This is a genomic window from Pseudomonas sp. FME51 (assembly GCF_014897305.1).
In genome coordinates this window covers 212,712-232,516 of the sequence record NZ_JABUYN010000007.1, presented here as the reverse complement: position 1 = coordinate 232,516, position 19,805 = coordinate 212,712, and the positions used below count along the sequence as shown (strand labels likewise).

Sequence of the window (19,805 nt, the reverse complement as noted above, 5' to 3'; positions counted from 1 at the left end):
CCACTGATGGCGGACCGGATGGTGAGCCAACAAATGCTTTGGGTTTGAACTGAATTCAAGCTAGCAGAGTGCCTTCATATCGTCAAAGTGACTCGTCAGGGAGCCTGAAAACATATTGAGTCGCAGATGATTTCTTGCCAGAAGGGCCGTGCTCAAGCTTCTGATCCCTGAAATGGACCGCATGTCCCCTTGACAATTCAATGAAGATTCAGACTCAAGAGCATTGCTTTGATCGCCTTCAGGTCTATACTCGGTTTTATCTGGTTACACCTTACAGGCGTCGCCAGGAGTGATAAAAACAATAAACAAGGGGAAAACCGGGATGTTGCGACATGCACGCACCTGGCTGGGTGGCCTGTTCCTGATTGCACTCAGCGCCAATGCCAATGCCAGCTGGACCGTCAACATGAGTCCGGGGGCAACGGAAGTCAGCCGTTCGGTATTCGATCTGCACATGACCATTTTCTGGATCTCCGTGATCATCGGCGCCATCGTCTTCGGCGTCATGTTCTGGTCGATGTTCATGCACCGCCGCTCCCGAGGCGCGGTACCCGCCAAGTTTCATGAAAACCTCACCGTCGAGATCCTCTGGACGGTCATTCCGCTGCTGATCCTGGTCGGTATGGCCATCCCGGCAACCAAGACCCTGATCGAAATCTACGACACTGAAGACTCTGACATCGACATCATGGTCACCGGTTATCAGTGGCGCTGGCAGTACAACTATCTGGGTGAAGACGTCAGCTTCATGAGCAATCTGGCGACCCCACGTGACCAGATCAGCAACCAGGCCGCCAAGGGCGAGCATTACCTGCTGGAAGTCGACGAGCCAATGGTTGTGCCAACCGGGCAGAAAATCCGCCTGTTGATCACTGCCAACGACGTCATCCACTCCTGGTGGGTACCGGCGCTGGCGGTGAAGAAGGACGCTATCCCCGGCTTCATCAACGAGTCCTGGACGCGAATCGATGAACCCGGCATCTATCGTGGCCAATGCACCGAACTGTGCGGCCGCGACCATGCCTTCATGCCCATCGTGGTGGATGCGCGCACACCGGAAGACTATGCCGCCTGGCTGGCCGAGAAGAAGGCTGCTGCGGCCGCCGAGGCCGAGCTGACCAGCAAGGAATGGACCCTGGAGGAGCTGTTGGAGCGCGGCGAGCGTGTCTACACCAGTACCTGCGTGGCCTGTCACCAGGCCAATGGCGAAGGCCTGCCGCCGATGTTCCCTGGACTCAAGGGCAGCGACATGGTGCTTAACGACGTCGCTGCGCATATCGATGTGGTCGTCAACGGCGTACCGGGGACGGCCATGGCCGCCTTCGGCAAGCAGCTGTCGGAAGTGGATATCGCCGCGGTCATCACCTACGAACGCAACGCCTGGGGTAACGACACCGGCGAGGTGGTCGCGCCCATCGATATCCTCAACTTCAAGAATGGCCAATAGGAGACCTGTCATGAGTGCAGTGATCGACAATCATCACGCCGACCATGCCCACGGTCCGGCCAAGGGTCCGATGCGCTGGATACTGACCACCAACCACAAGGACATCGGCTCGATGTACCTGTGGTTCAGCTTTGCCATGTTCCTGCTCGGCGGCACCCTGGCGATGGTCATCCGCGCCGAACTGTTCCAGCCCGGCCTGCAGCTGGTGCAACCGGAATTCTTCAACCAGATGACCACCATGCACGGTCTGATCATGGTGTTCGGCGCGGTGATGCCGGCCTTCGTCGGCCTGGCCAACTGGATGGTGCCGCTGATGATCGGCGCGCCGGACATGGCTCTGCCACGGATGAACAACTTCAGCTTCTGGCTGCTGCCGGCAGCCTTCGGGTTGCTGATATCGACCCTGTTCATGGAGGGTGGCGCACCCAACTTCGGCTGGACCTTCTACGCGCCGCTGTCCACCACCTACGGGCCGGACAGCACCACCTTCTTCATTTTCGCCATACACCTGGCGGGCATCAGTTCGATCATGGGCGCGATCAACATCATCGCCACCATTCTCAACCTGCGCGCGCCCGGCATGACCCTGATGAAGATGCCGCTGTTCGTCTGGACCTGGCTGATTACCGCCTTTCTGCTGATCGCGGTGATGCCGGTGCTGGCCGGGGTGGTGACCATGATGCTGATGGATATCCATTTCGGCACCAGCTTCTTCAACGCCGCCGGCGGTGGTGATCCGGTGTTGTTCCAGCATGTGTTCTGGTTCTTCGGTCACCCCGAGGTGTACATCATGATCCTGCCGGCCTTCGGCGCGGTGAGCATGATAATTCCGGCGTTCAGCCGCAAGCCGCTGTTCGGCTATACCTCCATGGTATACGCCACCGGAGCGATCGCCTTCCTGTCCTTCTCGGTGTGGGCACACCACATGTTCACCGTCGGCATTCCGCTGACCGGCGAGCTGTTCTTCATGTATGCCACCATGCTGATCGCGGTGCCTACCGGGGTGAAGGTGTTCAACTGGGCGACCACCATGTTCCGCGGCTCGCTGACCTTCGAGACGCCGATGCTGTTCGCCATCGCCTTCGTCATCCTGTTCAGCATCGGCGGCTTCTCCGGGCTGATGCTGGCCATCGCCCCGGCGGATTTCCAGTATCACGACACCTACTTCGTGGTGGCGCACTTCCACTATGTGCTGGTACCCGGTGCCATCTTCGGCATCTTCGCCTCGGCCTACTACTGGCTGCCGAAGTGGACCGGGCACATGTATGACGAGGTGCTGGGCAAGACACATTTCTGGATGTCCTTCGTCGGCATGAACCTGGCGTTCTTCCCGATGCATTTCGTCGGTCTGGCCGGCATGCCGCGGCGTATCCCCGACTACAACATGATGTTTGCCAATTTCAACATGGTGTCCTCGATCGGTGCCTTCATGTTCGGCGCAACTCAACTATTGTTCCTGTACATCGTCATCAAGTGCGTGCGCGGCGGCAAGATCGCCCCGGCCAAGCCATGGGATGGTGCTGAGGGACTGGAGTGGACGGTGCCGTCACCGGCGCCTTATCACACCTTCACCACACCACCGGAAGTGAAATAAGGGGGTTGTCATGAGCGAGGAAGGTCTGAGCACCAGAAGTCTGATCAAACGGCTGCTGCTGTTGGTCGTCGGCATGTTCGCCTTCGGCTTTCTGCTGGTACCGATCTACGACGTGATGTGCCAGGCCTTCGGCATCAACGGCAAAACCGCCGGTTCGGCCTGGCAAGGCCAGGAGCAGGTGGACATGCAACGTGAGGTGCGGGTGCAATTCGTGTCCAGCAATGCCGAAGGCATGCGCTGGTCGTTCGGCCCGCAAAACGACGAAGTCGTGCTGCATCCGGGCGAGGCTCGCACCGTCAACTTCCTGGCCCACAACCCCACCGACAAGGTGATGGTGGCCCAGGCCATTCCCAGCGTCGCCCCCTCCCGGGCGGCGGCTTTCCTGCACAAGACCGAGTGTTTCTGCTTTACCCAGCAGGTGCTGCAGCCTGGCGAAAGCATCGAAATGCCGGTGCGCTTCGTTGTTGATCCGGCATTGCCGAAGGATGTGCGACGGCTCACGCTGGCCTATACCCTGTTTGATGTGACCGAACGCATGGCGGCCAGTCTCGATCTGGCCGCAATACACTGAATTCCGGCTGCCGATAAGGAGAACAACAGATGGCAAGTCACGAAGAACATGAAGTCTATTACGTCCCGGATCAGAGCAAATGGCCGATAGTCGGCTCCATCGGCCTGCTGGTCTCCGTCTTCGGCGCCGGCACGCTGATGAATGGCCTGAGCAGCGGCTCGGGCGCCTCACCGGGTAACTACATTCTCTATGCCGGTCTGCTGATCCTGGTCTGGATGTTCTTTGGCTGGTTCGGCAACGTCATTCAGGAGAGTCGACAGGGGCTGTACAGCAGGCAGATGGACCGCTCGTTCCGTATGGGGATGACCTGGTTCATCTTTTCCGAGGTGATGTTCTTCGCCGCCTTCTTCGGAGCACTCTTCTATGTACGCGTCCTGGCAGGCCCCTGGCTGGATGGCATCGGTGAAAAGGGCTCGAGCAGCATGTTGTGGCCGGAGTTCAATTTTTCCTGGCCGCTGGTCAACAATCCCGACCCTGGCACTTTTCCCGGTCCTACCGAAACCATCAGCCCCTGGCAGCTGCCGCTGATCAACACCCTGCTGCTGATCACCTCCAGTGTCACCCTGACCCTGGCCCACCACGCCCTGCGTGCCGACAAGCGCAAGGCCTTGAAGAACTGGTTGCTATTGACTGTGGCGCTCGGCGTAGTCTTTCTGGGTTTTCAGCTGGCCGAATATGTACACGCCTACCAGGATCTGGGGCTGACGCTGAGCTCAGGGATCTACGGTTCAACGTTCTTCATGCTGACCGGGTTTCACGGCTTTCACGTGACCATGGGCGCGATCATCCTCACGGTGATGCTGGTCCGTGTACACAAGGGCCATTTCACCCCGGATAATCATTTCGGCTTCGAAGCCGCCAGTTGGTATTGGCACTTCGTCGACGTGGTCTGGGTGGCGCTGTTCATCTTTGTCTACGTGCTCTGAACAGTCTGCTCCGTGGTCAGTGCAGCCACGGAGCACCCCACTGCAACTGCCCTGACCAGAGCCCCCATGCGATCAGCAACATCACCACGACGGTCAAGCTGATACGCAGGGTCAAGGCATTGACCAGACTACTGCCGGAGTCGGCGTTGCGCAGAAACAGCGCGCCACTGAACAGGCTGACAATGATGGCAGCCAGCAATATCAGAATAATGATTTTCAACCACATAATGACGGTCCATGTTCAACAGAATGTTCTGCAGTATAGACCGCATAAGGAAGCCGGCGAATGACCAGAAGCCAGTCTGACGCGATACCGCTCAGCCGCCGCTTCGCACCCGGCTGGCCACTCTGGGTATTCACCCTGACGCTGTTGCCGATACTGATCAGCCTCGGCTTCTGGCAGCTGGAGCGCGCTGACGAAAAGCGCGAATTGCAAGCACAGATAGATCAGCAGCGCAGCACGCATGCTATCCCTCTCAGCGACATCGATCCCACCCTCAACCTCGCCTGGCGCCCCTTGGTACTGATCGGCCAATTGGATGCGCAGCACCTGTGGTTGCTGGACAACCGCACCCGCGATGGCAGGCCGGGCGTCGAGGTATTGCAGGTCTTTCACGACAACGCCAGCGATCTGCAGCTGCTGGTCAACCGCGGCTGGCTGCCCTGGCCGGATCGCCGCCAACTGCCCCCGGTGCCTACCCCCCAGGGCAACATCCAACTGCAGGTCGAAGTGCTCCCCTCACAGGACCAGGGTTTCACTCTGCATAGCGCCACGACCGTCGGCTGGCCGAAGCTGGTCGGCAGCATCGACCTGCCCGCTTTTACCGAACAGGCCGATATGCCTTTGCAGCCGTGGATGGCACGGCTACAGCCTGGCAGCCATGGCGCCTTTCGGCTGGACTGGCCGGGGCTACCGATGACCGCAAGTAAACATACCGGTTACGCAGTACAGTGGTTCGCTCTGGCGGCCGCTTTGTTGATATTGTTTATCTGGGCTGGTTTGCGGCCCGAACCCCGGGGGAACAACAATGACCAGCACCACTGACAACACACCGAATACCGTCAAGCCACGGGGTCAGCTCAAGTTGCTGGCCATTGCCGCAGTGGTCATCGGCCCGATTCTCGTTGCCTGGCTGATGGCAACCTGGCAGATCGGTATTCCGCAGACCCAGACCAACAACTCATCTCTGGTCGAACCGGAGTTGACCGTACAGGACTGGCAACTGGCGCTGGAACCGGTTGGCTACGGCGCCCCCTGGCGTCTGCTGGTCACAGCGCCGGGAGGCTGTACGGAAGCCTGTCTGGCATTGGTGCATGAAGCCCGCCAGATCGATGTCGCCACCGGCCGCGAAGCTGATCGTGTGGAACATGTTCTGGCCATCGGCGAACCGGCCTCCGATGAACTCATGCGTCGGCTGAACAACGATTATCCACAGTTGCAGCAATTGCCGCTCGCGCCAGCCGCCTATCAGGACAGTCTCGGCGTGCATCCGGATATCTGGCAGCAAGGGCCGCAACTGTGGGTCATCGATCCACTGGGCCGGGTGGTGCTGCACCGCGACCCGGCCAATCCTGGCAAGAACCTGCTGGATGACCTGCGGCATCTTCTTAAAGTGTCCAAGGTAGGTTGATGAGTATGCGCAAACCCGGTTTCATTTTTGCTGTCTGTGCCCTGCTGCTGGGTTTTGTGGTAGTCATTCTGGGCGCCTATACCCGTCTGGTGCATGCCGGCCTGGGTTGTCCCGACTGGCCAGGCTGTTATGGCTTTCTCAGCGTCCCGCGCAGCGATGCAGCCGTGGAGCTGGCGCAGTTGCGCTTTCCGGACGACCCGGTGGAAGCGTTCAAGGCCTGGGCCGAGATGATCCACCGTTATGCCGCCGGCCTGTTGGGGCTGACCATTCTCGGGCTGGCGCTGTTTTCCCTGAAACAACGCGGGCGTGACGGCTACCCCTTGAAACTGCCGCTGGGCCTGCTGGCGCTGGTCATCTGTCAGGCGCTGTTCGGCATGTGGACGGTCACCCTGAAACTCTGGCCGCAAATCGTAACTGCCCATCTGCTTGGCGGTTTCGCCACCCTCAGCCTACTGTTTCTGCTCAGCCTGCGCCTGTCCGGACGTTTCCCGGCAGATATCGGCCTGAACGCGCTGCGGCCGCTGGCCCGCGCCGTTCTGCTGATAGTGATTCTGCAGATCACCCTCGGCGGCTGGACCAGCAGCAACTATGCGGCGGTGGCCTGCGTCGACTTGCCAACCTGCCACGGCGAATGGTGGCCGGAGATGGACTTTGCCGCCGGCTTCAATATTTTCCAGGAAATCGGACCTAATTATCTGGGCGGCATGCTCTATGGCGAGGGCCGTACGGCGATCCATTTCACCCACCGGGTGGGCGCGATGATCACCCTGCTGGTTACCTTGCTGTTGGCCTGGCGACTGTACCGCGCCGGTCTGACGGCGACTGCGGTCTGGCTGACGCTGGTGTTGCTGACCCAGGTAGGTCTGGGCATCACCAACGTGCTGGCACATCTGCCGCTGGCGGTGGCGGTCGCGCATAACGCTGTGGGCGCACTGCTGCTGTTGAGTCTGGTGTTGGTCAACTATCAGCTGCGCCCGGTGGTCATCTCTCTGAACAGGCGCACGCGTTCCGGGGGTGTGGGACAGTGGACACCGGCCTGAGGGGCCAAGGTAATTGAAATCGACCCGCCAGCCGCTGGCCGGCTGGCGGGTTCTGACACATACTGGGGCAAACCTATAACAACAAGCGCCCAAGGCGCGGGGGAACAGCATGACGACCATGAGCAGAACCGCACGGGCCGTTGCCGGCTGGCGCGATTACCTTGAGCTGACCAAGCCCAAGGTGGTCGCATTGATGATCATCACCTCGGCTATCGGCATGCTGCTGTCTACCCCAGGCGCAGTGTCCTGGTCGGTGCTGCTGCTGGGCAACCTCGGCATCGCCCTGTGCGCCGGTTCGGCAGCAGCGATCAACCATGTAGTGGACCGGCGCATCGATCTGCATATGGCCCGCACCCAGCGCCGTCCGCTGGCGCAGGGACGAGTGAATCCCATCCACGCCCTGCTCTTTGCACTGGCGCTGGGTGTCGCCGGCATGGCCATTCTGCTGCTCTGGATCAATGCCTTGACCGCTTGGCTGACCCTGGGCTCGCTGCTGGGTTATGCGGTGATCTACACCTCCTATCTGAAGCGCGCGACACCACAGAACATCGTCATCGGCGGCCTGGCCGGCGCTGCGCCGCCCCTGCTCGGCTGGACCGCAGTTACCGGCCAGGTGGATGCCGAAGCGCTGCTGCTGGTATTGATCATTTTCGCCTGGACGCCGCCGCACTTCTGGGCGCTGGCCATTCACCGCAAGGCCGAATATGCCAAGGTGGATATTCCCATGCTGCCGGTTACTCACGGTGAGCAATACACCAAGTTGCATATTCTGCTGTATAGCTTCATTTTGCTGGCCGTCAGTCTGCTGCCCTACGTCATTCACATGAGTGGCACGCTGTATCTGGTGGTGGCATTGGGACTGGGTCTGCGCTTCATCGACTGGGCCTGGGCGCTGTACCGTGACAGCCGCCCACATGCTGCGATCAAGACCTTCAAATTTTCATTGTGGTACCTGCTGTGGCTGTTCGTCGCCCTGCTGGTGGACCATTATGCGGGAGTAGTCGGATGGCTCTGAGTGGAGTGCAGAAGACCGTTCTGATCACCGTGGCGGTCATCGCCCTGGTCATCGGTGCCGTCGTCAACAAGGTAGTGCGGCCAGCACCGCTGGATCGTGATGTGCTCTCGCAGAACGGGGTCTTTCTGTTTGATGCCCCGCGTTCGATACCCGAGGTGACACTGGAATCGGCAGCGGGCGGCGACTGGACACAGGATGATCTGCAGGGGCAGTGGGATCTGCTGTTCTTCGGCTACACCTTCTGCCCGGACATCTGCCCAACGACCATGGCCGAACTGCGTCAGCTGGTCACCAGCCTGCCGCCGGAACAGGCCGAGAACCTGCGTGTCACCATGATCAGTGTTGATCCGGAGCGTGATACGCCAGAACAGATGAGCCAGTATCTGAACTTCTTCAATGCTGGATTTCACGGCGCCACCGGCGAGCCAGAGCAACTGGCCCGCCTGGCGCAGGCACTGTCCATAGCCTACATCGAGCCGGATACCAGCGAGCCGGACTATCTGGTCGATCATAGTGGACAAGTCGTGATAGTTGACGCCGAAGGCCGTTATGTCGGCTTCATCCGCCCACCACTGAAACCCGATCAGCTGGCCCAATGGCTACCCAGAGTGATGGCAGAGTAGACCGAACCGCGGTACCGCCCATTGCTTTTAAGTGCCGCGCTCTGACTCGCATTGGAGCGCTACGCTTACAGCGCTGAACTTCAGCCGTGCTTATCGTTGCCGGCGGCCGGCATTTGCATATTCCCCAGCACCGCTTCCAGCAAACCGGGGAAGCGGCTGTCCATCTCCTGGCGCCGCAACGAATTGATATGGGTGGTGCCCACGCCATAGGTACACACCAGTCCAGCGTCACGCAACACCCGAAAATGGTGCGACATGCTCGATTTGGGACGCCCACCATCCAGCTCGCCGCAACTGGCCTCGGCCACTCGCGCCAGGCACTGCACTATCTCCAGACGTACCGGATCGCTGAGAGCATGCAGTACACGCTCCAGTACAAAGTCGTCGGGGGCCGGATGTTTGAAAGGTCTCATGGCTTCGAGTCTACATAATGATTTGTTTTTGATCTATTGTTCGATTATTATCGAACTATCGTTTCAACCACCCCACAGGAAAACTCATGTCCGCGCTCTTCCAACCTTTTACACTCAAGGACGTCACCCTGCGCAATCGGATTGCCGTACCGCCCATGTGCCAGTACAGCGCCGTTGACGGTCTGGTGAATGACTGGCATCTGCAGAACTACGCCGGCATGGCCCGTGGTGGTGCTGGCCTGGTTATCGTCGAGGCCACCGCAGTGGCACCGGAAGGTCGCATCACGCCGGATTGCGCAGGCATCTGGAATGACGAGCTGGCCCAAGCCTTCATTCCCACGGTGCAGGCGATCAAGAAACACGGTTCGGTACCGGGCATTCAGATCGCCCACGCCGGTCGCAAGGCCAGCGCCCACAATCCCTGGGAAGGTGACGACCATATTGCCAACGATGCCCCCCGCGGCTGGCAGACCATTGCCCCCTCGGCGCTGGCCTTCGGCAAGAACCTGCCCAAACAACCGCGTGAAATGACGCTGGAAGATATTGCCCGGGTACGCGATGACTTCGTTGCCGCTGCCAAACGAGCCCACGAGGTCGGTTTCGAGTGGCTGGAGCTGCATTTTGCTCATGGCTACCTGGCGCAGAGCTTCTTCTCAGAGCACTCCAACCAACGTACTGATGCTTATGGTGGCAACTACGAAAACCGCAGCCGCTTCCTCCGTGAGACCTTCGCTGCAGTTCGTGAAGTGTGGCCGGCGCATCTGCCGTTGACCATGCGCTTCGGCGTACTGGAGTTCGATGGCAAGGATGAGCAGACCCTGAACGAATCCATCGATCTGACCCGCCGTCTGAAAGACGCCGGGCTGGACATGATCAGTGTCAGCATCGGCTTCAATACACCCGAAGCACAGATTCCCTGGGCGCCTGCCTTCATGGGTTCGATTGCCGAGCGTGTGCGCCGTGAAGTGGGCATCCCGGTGTCATCTGCCTGGGGCTTCGGCGAGCCGCATATCGCGGAAAAGGCAGTACAGGATGGCCAGTTGGATCTGGTCATGGTCGGCAAGGCGCATCTGGCCAACCCGCACTGGGCCTATTATGCCGCGCGAGAGCTGAAGATCGACAAGGCTTCCTGGACCCTGCCGGCACCTTATGCGCACTGGCTGGAGCGGTACTGATCAGCTGACTGCTACAGCGCCAGCGGCAATCCCAAACGGACCTCCCGATGCATTTCAAGCAATCGCTGGAAATGCATCGGGTCCTTGATCAATACGCTGCTCTGCTCGGCGTGCTGATTCGCCGCCACCTCCCGTGACAACCAGAAGCGCAGTGCGGCCAGACGCAGCAAGTCAGGCCAGTGTTCGGCTTCCAGCGGAGTAAAGCGACGCAGACTGCCGTAGCCCGCCAACAGGGACTCGGCTCGCCGTACGTCCAGCCCACCAGTTTCAGCCAGACACCAGTCGTTCACACAGATAGCAACGTCGTACAGAGCCCAGCCGCTGAAAGCGTTGTAGAAGTCGATGATGCCGGTCAGGTGATGGCCGTCGAATAGCACATTATCCCGGAACAGGTCGCCATGCAGCACCGCCTCAGGCAATCCCGGGCGCTCTCGCTGCAGTCGTTCCAATATGGCAGACATCGGCTGTAACAACTGTCGTGCCGACGCCGCACAGCGCTCCGACAGCGCCTGGGTCTCAGCCACCATCCACTCAAGCCCCCGGTCGCTGCGCCGTTGCAGGCCGCTGTCGGCCGTGGCGTTGTGCAGCTGCGCCAGCGTCTTCCCGACGGCATGACAGTGACTGGCGTCGGTCAGATCGACATGTCGGCCAGGCAACCGCGGTTGCAGCAGTGCCGGGCGCTGATTGAGTTCATGCAATGCCCGGCCCTGACGATCGCGAATGGCATAGGGCACCGGCAGCTCTGCTTCATGCAGACAGTCGAGCAGTTCAACAAGAAACGGCAGCTCGGCAGACGGGCCGCGCTCGATCAGGGTCAGGACATATTCGCCCTGCTCGGTGGCGACGAAAAAATTGCTGTTCTCCGTGCCGCCGACGATGCCGCTGTGATCGATCAATCTGCCGAGATCGAAGCCACTGAGAAAGCCAGCCAACTGCTCGCGTTCAACCGGGGTGAATACCGACATGTCAGCGCCTTACCATTCGAAGATCTTCCACGAGGGGATACGCAAGCCGTTGGGATTGTCGGCACGGGTGAAATTGCCGTCATCATCCACCGCCACCAGGAAATAGGGCGCGCCATTCTTCGGGGTGACCTTGATGGCGTAGAGAAAACCATTCAGGCGATATTCTTCGATGGTCTTGTCGCCTTCCTGACGAATGGTAACGTCTGGCTCGCCGGTCAGCGGTGGCTCCTGCGCCATGACAGAGAAACTTGCGATCAGTACCAGTGCAGCCAACCCGCGGCCAATTATGCGTGTCATGTTAACCTTGTCCTTTTATGGAATGACGACAACCTCATTCTAGCCTCTTTTCTCTCTGGAACGCTGACCTGACGCATGACTGACTCCATTGCCCCGCTGATTCTCGTTGACGGCTCCTCCTATCTGTACCGTGCGTTCCACGCACTGCCGCCGCTGACCACCTCCACCGGCATGCCGACCGGCGCCGTCAAGGGCGTGCTCAATATGCTCAAGAGCCTGCTCAAGCAGTATCCGGATAGCCCCATCGCGGTGGTCTTCGATGCCAAGGGCCCGACCTTCCGCGATGCGCTGTTCGAGGATTACAAATCGCACCGCCCACCGATGCCTGATGATCTGCGCTCGCAGATCGAGCCACTGCACGCCAGCGTCAAGGCGCTGGGCCTGCCGCTGTTGTGCGTCGACGGGGTTGAGGCAGATGACGTTATCGGCACGCTGGCCAGGCAAAGCGCCGCTGTGGGTTGTCCGGTGGTGATTTCCACCGGTGACAAGGACATGGCGCAGCTGGTCGACGAACACATCACGCTGGTCAACACCATGACCAACACAGTCATGAATACCGAAGGGGTAAGGGAAAAATTCGGTGTCGGGCCTGAGCTGATTATCGATTTTCTCGCGCTGATGGGCGACAAATCCGACAATATTCCCGGCGTGCCGGGTGTGGGTGAGAAGACCGCACAAGGCCTGCTCAATGGGCTCGGCGGTGGCATGGATGTGATCTATGCCAATCTGGAGAAGATTCCCGAGCTGCCGATCCGCGGTGCCAAGAAGCTGCCGGAGAAACTGCTGGAACACAAGGACATGGCCTATCTGTCCCATCAACTGGCAACCATCAAGGTAGATGTCGAGCTGGATGTGAAGGTCAATGCCCTGCACCCGACCGAGCCCAACCGCGAAGCCCTGATCGAGCTGTATCGCACGCTGGAATTCAAGAACTGGCTCGACGATCTGCTGCGTGAAGCAAAAGCTGCCGGTCAGGCAGTGGAGACACCGAACCAGGCCGAGGCAGTGGACGCTAAATACGAGACCATCCTCGATCAGACGCACTTCGATCTGTGGCTCAATAAACTGCAGAACGCTTCCCTGTTCGCCTTTGATACCGAAACCACCAGCATCCATGCCCAGCAGGCAGAGCTGGTCGGCCTGTCCTTCGCTGTCAGCCCCCATGAAGCGGCCTATGTGCCGTTGACTCACAGTTACATGGGTGTGCCCGACCAGCTCGATCGCGATCACGTATTGGCCGCCCTCAAACCGCTGCTGGAAGATCCGGAGCGACCTAAAGTGGCGCAGCATGCCAAGTACGACATGAACGTGCTGGCGCACTACGGCATCCAGGTGCAGGGCGTGGCGTTCGATACCATGCTCGAATCCTATGTGCTGGACTCGACGGCGACACGTCATGATATGGACAGCCTGGCGCTCAAATACCTGGGCACCGGCACCGTGCGCTTCGAAGATATTGCCGGCAAGGGCGCAAAGCAGCTGACCTTTGATCAGATCGCGCTGGAACAAGCCGGCCCCTATGCTGCTGAAGATGCCGACATCACCCTGCGCTTGCATCAGACACTGTGGCAGAAATTACAGGGCATCAGCTCGCTGGCCAAGGTGCTGGAGCAGATCGAGATGCCACTGGTGCCGGTGTTGGCGCGTATCGAGCGCAGCGGTGCACTGGTGGATGCCAAATTGCTCGGCATCCAGAGCCATGAGCTGGGTGACAAGATGACCGCACTGCAGCGGCAGGCCTTCGAGTTGGCCGGTGAAGAATTCAACCTCGGCTCGCCGAAACAGCTGGGCACCATTCTGTATGAGAAGCAGGGCCTGCCGGTGATCTCCAAGACCGCTAAAGGCCAGCCGTCCACCGCCGAGTCGGTGCTCGCCGAGCTGGCGGAGCAAGGTTATGAGCTGCCCCAGGTGATCATGCAATACCGCACCGTGAGCAAGCTCAAGAGCACCTATACCGACCGCCTGCCGGAACAGATCAATCCGCGTACCGGTCGTATTCATACCAGTTACCACCAGGCGGTCACGGCCACCGGTCGGCTGTCCTCATCCGATCCGAACCTGCAGAATATCCCGATCCGCAGCGCCGAGGGCCGACGCATCCGTCAGGCCTTCATCGCTCCGCCCGGCTACAAGATCATGGCGGCCGACTACTCGCAGATCGAGTTACGCATCATGGCCCACCTGGCGCAGGACGAAGGGCTGCTGGAAGCCTTCCGCAAAGGCCTCGACGTGCACCGCGCTACAGCCGCCGAGGTCTTCGGTGTAGCCCTGGACGAGGTCAGCAATGATCAGCGGCGCAGCGCCAAGGCGATCAACTTCGGTCTGATCTATGGCATGAGCGCCTTCGGCCTGGCCAAACAGATCGGGGTCGACCGCAAGCAGTCGCAGGCGTATATCGACCGCTATTTCACCCGCTATCCGGGCGTGTTGCGCTATATGGAAGACACCCGAGCGCAGGCAGCGGAAAAAGGCTTCGTCGAAACCCTGTTCGGTCGCCGCCTGTATCTGCCGGAGATTCACTCGAAGAACCAGGCCATGCGCAAGGGTGCCGAGCGCACCGCCATCAACGCACCGATGCAAGGCACTGCCGCCGACATCATCAAGCGGGCAATGGTCGAGGTGGATCGCTGGCTGATTGAGTCGGGGCTGGATGCCCGTGTGGTCATGCAGGTACATGACGAACTGGTACTGGAAGTGCGCGAGGACCTGCTCGACCAAGTCAGCACCGGGCTTTGCCAGCACATGAGCGCCGCCGCCGAACTGGACGTGCCGCTGCTGGTGGAAGTGGGCATAGGGGACAACTGGGATGAGGCGCATTGAGCGCCCCATCGGAATCAGAATCTTTTTTGCAAGATTTCTGAACTTAACCGGAAACTGCCCGGTCAGATATTATGAATGGCCCGTCAAGCCATTCATGCTCCTTAGATGTGATTTAGTGTTGGCAGAATACCGGGCATCCCTTTCCTAGCACAGCCCGGTTGTTAAGCCCCGAATCTTCCCTCCCCATAGAAGTTCGGGGTTTTTTTTGCCTGCTCGTCTGCTGTCAGGCCCTCAGTCGATAGTCCACAAGCGTGTTACCCTCTTCGGAACAGGTCCTGCAGCCAGTGCGCAGGACAAGATTCCAGGAATCAAGACTGATGCAGAAAACTTGCCCCCACGAGCTGCGCAAGGCTTTTCGTGCCTTGCTCGCCAGCTCCGCTTGCTACCATACCGCTTCTGTATTCGATCCATTATCGGCCCGCATCGCTGCCGACCTCGGTTTTGAAGTAGGCATCCTCGGCGGCTCGGTCGCCGCCTTACAGGTCCTCGCCGCACCGGATATCGCTCTGATCACGCTCAGTGAATTCGCCGAGCAGGCCAATCGTATCGGTCGAGTGGCGCGGTTGCCGGTGATCGCCGATGCGGACCATGGCTACGGCAACGCGCTCAACGCCATGCGCACGGTAATGGAACTGGAGCGTGCCGGGGTCGCTGCCCTGACGCTCGAAGACACCCTGCTGCCCGCCCAGTTCGGCCGCCGCTCCTATGATCTGATCAGTATCGAGGAAGGTGTCGGCAAACTGCGCGCAGCGCAGGAAGCCCGCAATGACAGCGCTCTGGCGATCATCGCTCGAACTCATGCCGGAGTGCAGCCGCTCGCCGAAGTGATCCACCGCACTCGGGCTTATCAGGATGCCAACGCCGACGGCATCTGCCTGGTCGGCGTCAAGGATTTCAACCATCTTGAGGACATTGTCGAAGGCCTGCACGTACCGCTGATGCTGGTCACCTATGGCAATCCGGAATTGCGCGACGACAAGCGTCTGGCCGAGCTGGGTGTACGTATCGTGGTCAACGGGCATGCCGCCTACTTCGCGGCGATTCAGGCCACCTACGACAGTCTGCGCGAACAGCGTGGCATCACTGCCGGCAACGGCCTCAATGCCTCGGAACTGGCAGCCAGGTACAGCAGCCCGGACGAGTACCTGGGCTGGGCGGAAAAATACATGAACGTGAAGGAGTGACGCTGGGGGCTACTCGGTGGTGTCCGTCTGATCGCCGTCCACTACCGAGTCCTCGGCGGGATACAGCCAGCTTTCCAGTACCGCATGTGCTTCGTCGATACCCTGGCGCTTGGGTGAGGAGAACAGCTGCACAGTTGCACGGTTGCCGAATTCCTTGCGCACAGTGGTCTGCACTTTGAGCAGCACACCTTTGGCCGCGCCGTAGGACAGCTTGTCCGACTTGCTCAGCAGAATGTGCGCCGGCAGGCCGGTTACATCTGCCCATTCCAGCATCATCCGGTCGAACCCGGATAACGGGTGACGGATATCCATGACCAGCACCACGCCGGCCAGTGAGTTACGCTGAGTCAGGTAAGCATCCAGGTGCAGTTTCCAATGCTCCTTCAGCTCCAGCGGCACCTTGGCGTAACCGTAACCCGGCAGATCGACCAGACGATGGCTCTCGTCCAGGCCGAAGAAGTTGATCAGCTGGGTCCGCCCCGGCGTTTTCGAAGTACGGGCCAGGCGAGCATGGGTCAAGGTATTCAGGGCGCTGGACTTGCCGGCATTGGAGCGGCCGGCAAAGGCCACTTCCAGACCTTGATCGGCAGGGCACTGATCCGCCTGACTGGCGCTTTTGATGAAACTGGCCGTCTGGCAGAGAATGGCAAGAGGTGTAGCTGAGGGCATGGAATATCCGGTCTGTGTTGATGCATTCACGTCAGCGGCTAGCTTAGTATATAATGCCGCCGTTTAATATCATGACAGTGCACTGCGACAGTATGGCCATTGCGCTGCTTCCGAGTGGCGGCTAGCATGGGCGCTTATTGGTGCCGACCCGGTAAACCGTCGGCAAGCATGCAAGGCTGTCTGCACATAACAGTGGTCACCAAGACCAGACGCAGGCCAGGCCTGATTTTTCTTTTAGCCGTAATTGGATTAGCCGATGAATAAATTACTTGTAAGTCTGGTGTTATCCCTCGGTGTGGCCGGTTCGGCCCATGCACTGCAGGGTGATGCGGAAGCTGGCCAAGGCAAAGTCGCAATCTGTTCAGCCTGTCATGGCGCAGATGGCAACAGCGCCATGCCGAACTGGCCGAGCCTGGCCGGTCAGGGTGAACGCTATCTGCTCAAGCAGATGGTCGAGATCAAGGACGGCACCCGCGTGGTTCCGGAAATGACCGGTATGCTGACCAACCTGGACGAGCAGGACATGGCTGATGTCGCAGCCTATTTTTCATCACAAGAGCTGAAGGGCGGCGTTGCCAGCCCGGAACTGGTCGAGCGTGGCGAAGCCATCTACCGCGGCGGTGATATTGCCACCGGTCTGCCGGCCTGCACTGGTTGCCACTCGCCGACCGGCAAGGGCAATGATCCGGCCCGCTACCCACACCTGGCCGGCCAGCATGCTGTCTACACCGTTAAACAGCTGACCGATTTCCGTGAAGGTAACCGGGTCAATGATGGTGATGCCATGATCATGCAAACTGTCGCCTCGCGCATGAGCAACAAGGATATTCAGGCGGTTGCCGATTATATCCAGGGTCTGCGTTGATCCCGATGTTGCCTTGCAATAGCTGGTGATAAAAAAAGGGTGGCTACGGCCACCCTTTTTTGCGACTGTTGAAAACCTAGGCGGTCAGCAGGACAACCAGCCGGGGGAACCTTTTTGCCATCATGATGGCCTGAATGACACAGAACATTGTCTGAAATAGCGTTCGGAGAGATACATGCGCAAGTTGTTGACTGTTGGATTGATATGGTTGCTGGGCGGCCTGGCGATGGTTCAGGCTCAGGAAACTCAGTACCGGGCCGGCGTGCATTATGTCAAGCTGCCAGCCGTGGCTCCGACGCAGGAGCCGGACAAGATCGAAGTGGCTGAACTGTTCTGGTATGGCTGCGGCCATTGCTTCACCTTCGAGCCGATCATCAGCGAATGGAAACAAACCCTGCCCGAAGATGTGAACTTCCGCCCTGTTCCTGCCTTCTTCGGCGGCGCCTGGGATACCCATGGTCAGTTGTTCTACACTCTGGAGAGCATGAATCAGCTGGGTGAAGCCCACGCTGCGGTATTCCAGGCCATTCACAATCAGGGTAACCGCCTGGCCGATACGGATGCGATGGTGGAACTGCTGTCGCAATATGGTATCGATGAAGATGAGTTCCGCAAGACCTGGTCCTCCGCTGGGGTGAGCCTGAAGATGAGCCAGGCCAAACGACTGGCCAAGGCCTATCGTGCTTCCGGCGTACCCACACTGATCGTCAACGGCAAATATCGAATCGAAGGCGGCATGGCCGGCAGTTTCGAGGAAATGCTGAAAATCGCAGAATATCTGGTAGATCAGGAACGTTCCTGACCGAGGGGGCTTTGATGATTGCAACGGGCAATATCCCATGGCGACGCTCTACCCAGGGCTCCATGGCGCCGGCCTGTCTGCAGACCAACCCGAACTGGGCCTGCAGTGACGATGCACCGGCGCTGCCGGATGTGCTCCGCCTGCTGAGTTTCAATATCCAGGTTGGCATCAACACCCAGCGCTACCATCACTACCTGACCCGCGGCTGGCAGCATGTGCTGCCGCATGCGCGGCGTCAGCAGACCCTCGGCCAGATCGCCAAGCTGCTCAACGACTTTGATGTGGTAGCCCTGCAGGAAGTCGATGGCGGCAGCTTGCGCTCGGGCTTCGTCAATCAGGTGGAGCATCTGGCCAAAGAGAGCCAGTTCCCCTTCTGGTATCAGCAGCTCAACCGTAATCTGGGGCGCTTCGCCCAACACTCCAACGGTTTTCTCAGCCGCTTCCAGCCGCAATTGCTGGAGGATCACAAGTTGCCCGGTATGCTGCCCGGGCGCGGCGCCATTCTCACCAGCTTCGGCCAGGGGCCGGACAGTCTGCTGGTGGTGATGATGCATCTGGCACTGAGCACCCGTACCCGCGCCAGCCAGCTGGCCTATATCCGCGAACGCATTGCTGATCACAGCCATGTGGTGCTGATGGGCGACATGAACACCCATGCCGAGGACCTGCTGGAGCATTCGCCGCTGAAAGGCAGCAATCTACATACCGCCAGCCTGCCCGGCACCTATCCGAGCTGGAAGCCAGCGCGGGTGCTCGACCATATTCTGCTCAGCCCCAGCCTGAATATCGAACAGGTGGACGTGCTACCGCAGCCGATTTCCGATCACCTGCCGGTATCCATGCATATCCGTCTGCCGCCCAGCATGTGCAGCCTGCCAGCCGCCAAGCAATAATGCCGCGCTGGTTGCCCCACCCTGTCCACCCGATGGCAGGCCTGCTGATAGCCTTGCTGCTGCTCGCCGGCTGCAGTCGCGGTCTGGTGATTGATACCAGTCATACCGCCCGCGGCCAGGACAGCCGTGTGCAGTATGTCGTCCTGCACTACACCTCATCCAACTCCGTCAGGGCGATGAATACCCTGACCCTGGGCGAGGTCAGCAGCCATTACCTGATCGATACCCATCCGCCGACCATTTACCGTCTGGTGGACGAAAACCGGCGCGCCTGGCACGCCGGTGACAGCAGCTGGCAAGGGCGCACCTGGTTGAATGCCAGCTCCATCGGCATTGAGGTTGTGCACCCCGGCTATCGCGATACGCCCCAAGGGCGACAGTGGCTAGCATGGGACCAGGCACAGATTGACCGTCTGATTCCGCTATTGCAGGATATTCTGCAACGACACGGGCTATCACCGGAGCATGTCATCGGCCACAGCGATATTGCACCGCAGCGCAAACTCGATCCCGGCCCCTTGTTTCCCTGGCAGCAGCTGGCCGAGGCGGGCGTGGCCATCTGGCCGGAGGCTACTCAAGTCGCCCAGTACCAACACTTGCTGGCCGGCCAGACACCGCCCCTGGCCTGGTTCGAAATGGCGCTGGAGCGCTTCGGCTATAGCCTGGCCCGCCGGCCTGGTCAGACCGACGTTATGCGCAATATCATCGCCGCTTTCCAGATGCGTTTTCGGCCGGCGCTGCATGATGGCGCACCCGATGCGCAGACCGCGGCCATTCTCGCCGCACTGGTACCCGGCAGTTTTAACGAAATAGCACGTTTCACCGATGTCACCGCGCCGGCCGTACCTGCGATCACCTCACCCTGAAAGGATTGT

General features: G+C 59.7%; 21 protein-coding genes. 16 read left to right on the top strand and 5 right to left on the bottom strand.

Going from position 1 to position 19,805, the window contains the following annotated elements; genetic code table 11:
• Positions 1-322: 322 nt before the first annotated feature.
• The 4 genes from coxB to INT39_RS14245 are packed head-to-tail and all read left to right on the top strand — an operon-like array spanning position 323 to position 4,538.
• Positions 323-1,447 carry a cytochrome c oxidase subunit II gene (gene coxB / locus INT39_RS14260; protein ID WP_193074643.1) on the top strand — a complete coding sequence of 375 codons (1,125 nt, stop codon included), beginning with the start codon at positions 323-325 and terminating at the stop codon, positions 1,445-1,447.
• 10 nt (positions 1,448-1,457) lie between these two features.
• Entirely contained in the window at positions 1,458-3,041 is a 1,584-nt protein-coding gene (gene ctaD / locus INT39_RS14255; RefSeq protein ID WP_193074642.1) for a cytochrome c oxidase subunit I, read from the top strand.
• 10 nt (positions 3,042-3,051) lie between these two features.
• On the top strand, positions 3,052-3,612 hold the full coding sequence (locus tag INT39_RS14250; RefSeq protein WP_090275578.1) for a cytochrome c oxidase assembly protein: 561 nt from the start codon (positions 3,052-3,054) through the stop codon (positions 3,610-3,612).
• A 29-nt stretch (positions 3,613-3,641) separates the two neighbouring features.
• The gene (locus INT39_RS14245; RefSeq protein WP_193074641.1) at positions 3,642-4,538 is read left to right on the top strand and encodes a cytochrome c oxidase subunit 3; all 897 of its coding nucleotides are present in this window, start codon (positions 3,642-3,644) and stop codon (positions 4,536-4,538) included.
• Between the two features lie 16 nt (positions 4,539-4,554).
• Here the strand turns inward: INT39_RS14245 and INT39_RS14240 are convergent, their stop codons facing one another.
• Positions 4,555-4,764 carry a DUF2909 family protein gene (locus INT39_RS14240; RefSeq protein ID WP_193074640.1) on the bottom strand — a complete coding sequence of 70 codons (210 nt, stop codon included), beginning with the start codon at positions 4,762-4,764 and terminating at the stop codon, positions 4,555-4,557.
• A gap of 60 nt (positions 4,765-4,824) precedes the next feature.
• On the opposite strand from INT39_RS14240, the gene INT39_RS14235 reads away from it, so the two are divergent.
• From INT39_RS14235 to INT39_RS14215, 5 genes are all read left to right on the top strand, one after another.
• Positions 4,825-5,583: an SURF1 family protein gene (locus INT39_RS14235; RefSeq protein ID WP_193074639.1), complete on the top strand. Its 759-nt coding sequence runs from the start codon at positions 4,825-4,827 to the stop codon at positions 5,581-5,583.
• Complete coding sequence (locus INT39_RS14230) at positions 5,567-6,169, top strand: hypothetical protein (protein ID WP_193074638.1); 603 nt, start codon at positions 5,567-5,569, stop codon at positions 6,167-6,169. Before INT39_RS14235 ends, INT39_RS14230 begins: the two co-directional genes overlap by 17 nt.
• Before the next feature lie 5 nt (positions 6,170-6,174).
• Complete coding sequence (locus tag INT39_RS14225; protein ID WP_193074677.1) at positions 6,175-7,209, top strand: COX15/CtaA family protein; 1,035 nt, start codon at positions 6,175-6,177, stop codon at positions 7,207-7,209.
• A 118-nt stretch (positions 7,210-7,327) separates the two neighbouring features.
• Complete coding sequence (cyoE, locus tag INT39_RS14220) at positions 7,328-8,224, top strand: heme o synthase (protein ID WP_226944789.1); 897 nt, start codon at positions 7,328-7,330, stop codon at positions 8,222-8,224.
• Positions 8,215-8,847, top strand: a complete 633-nt coding sequence (locus INT39_RS14215; RefSeq protein WP_319021365.1) for an SCO family protein — start codon at positions 8,215-8,217, stop codon at positions 8,845-8,847. Before cyoE ends, INT39_RS14215 begins: the two co-directional genes overlap by 10 nt.
• A gap of 80 nt (positions 8,848-8,927) precedes the next feature.
• On the opposite strand, the gene INT39_RS14210 is transcribed toward INT39_RS14215, so the two are convergent.
• A complete protein-coding gene (locus INT39_RS14210) occupies positions 8,928-9,260 on the bottom strand; it encodes an ArsR/SmtB family transcription factor (protein ID WP_193074636.1) in 333 nt (110 codons plus the stop codon).
• 86 nt (positions 9,261-9,346) lie between these two features.
• On the opposite strand from INT39_RS14210, the gene INT39_RS14205 reads away from it, so the two are divergent.
• Complete coding sequence (locus tag INT39_RS14205; RefSeq protein WP_193074635.1) at positions 9,347-10,435, top strand: NADH:flavin oxidoreductase/NADH oxidase; 1,089 nt, start codon at positions 9,347-9,349, stop codon at positions 10,433-10,435.
• Between the two features lie 11 nt (positions 10,436-10,446).
• Here INT39_RS14205 and INT39_RS14200 read toward each other — a convergent pair whose 3' ends face one another.
• Both INT39_RS14200 and INT39_RS14195 read right to left on the bottom strand, forming a co-directional pair.
• Positions 10,447-11,400, bottom strand: coding sequence for a homoserine kinase (locus INT39_RS14200; RefSeq protein ID WP_193074634.1), 954 nt, complete (start codon positions 11,398-11,400; stop codon positions 10,447-10,449).
• 9 nt (positions 11,401-11,409) lie between these two features.
• The gene (locus INT39_RS14195; protein WP_090275561.1) at positions 11,410-11,697 is read right to left on the bottom strand and encodes a DUF2782 domain-containing protein; all 288 of its coding nucleotides are present in this window, start codon (positions 11,695-11,697) and stop codon (positions 11,410-11,412) included.
• A gap of 75 nt (positions 11,698-11,772) precedes the next feature.
• Between INT39_RS14195 and polA the strand changes: the two genes are divergently transcribed.
• Positions 11,773-14,517, top strand: a complete 2,745-nt coding sequence (polA, locus tag INT39_RS14190) for a DNA polymerase I (protein WP_193074633.1) — start codon at positions 11,773-11,775, stop codon at positions 14,515-14,517.
• A 317-nt stretch (positions 14,518-14,834) separates the two neighbouring features.
• Positions 14,835-15,701 (top strand): isocitrate lyase/PEP mutase family protein, encoded by an 867-nt coding sequence (locus tag INT39_RS14185; protein WP_193074632.1) that lies wholly within the window; start codon positions 14,835-14,837, stop codon positions 15,699-15,701.
• 9 nt (positions 15,702-15,710) lie between these two features.
• Here INT39_RS14185 and yihA read toward each other — a convergent pair whose 3' ends face one another.
• The gene (gene yihA, locus INT39_RS14180) at positions 15,711-16,370 is read right to left on the bottom strand and encodes a ribosome biogenesis GTP-binding protein YihA/YsxC (RefSeq protein WP_193074631.1); all 660 of its coding nucleotides are present in this window, start codon (positions 16,368-16,370) and stop codon (positions 15,711-15,713) included.
• A gap of 256 nt (positions 16,371-16,626) precedes the next feature.
• Between yihA and INT39_RS14175 the strand changes: the two genes are divergently transcribed.
• From INT39_RS14175 to INT39_RS14160, 4 genes are all read left to right on the top strand, one after another.
• Positions 16,627-17,235: a c-type cytochrome gene (locus INT39_RS14175; protein ID WP_193074630.1), complete on the top strand. Its 609-nt coding sequence runs from the start codon at positions 16,627-16,629 to the stop codon at positions 17,233-17,235.
• Positions 17,236-17,410: 175 nt separating this feature from the next.
• The gene (locus tag INT39_RS14170) at positions 17,411-18,037 is read left to right on the top strand and encodes a thiol:disulfide interchange protein DsbA/DsbL (RefSeq protein WP_193074629.1); all 627 of its coding nucleotides are present in this window, start codon (positions 17,411-17,413) and stop codon (positions 18,035-18,037) included.
• Between the two features lie 62 nt (positions 18,038-18,099).
• Positions 18,100-18,930 carry an endonuclease/exonuclease/phosphatase family protein gene (locus INT39_RS14165; protein WP_193074675.1) on the top strand — a complete coding sequence of 277 codons (831 nt, stop codon included), beginning with the start codon at positions 18,100-18,102 and terminating at the stop codon, positions 18,928-18,930.
• On the top strand, positions 18,930-19,796 hold the full coding sequence (locus INT39_RS14160) for an N-acetylmuramoyl-L-alanine amidase (RefSeq protein WP_413468926.1): 867 nt from the start codon (positions 18,930-18,932) through the stop codon (positions 19,794-19,796). The genes INT39_RS14165 and INT39_RS14160 overlap by 1 nt, the downstream gene beginning before the upstream one ends.
• The last annotated feature ends 9 nt before the right edge of the window (positions 19,797-19,805 follow it).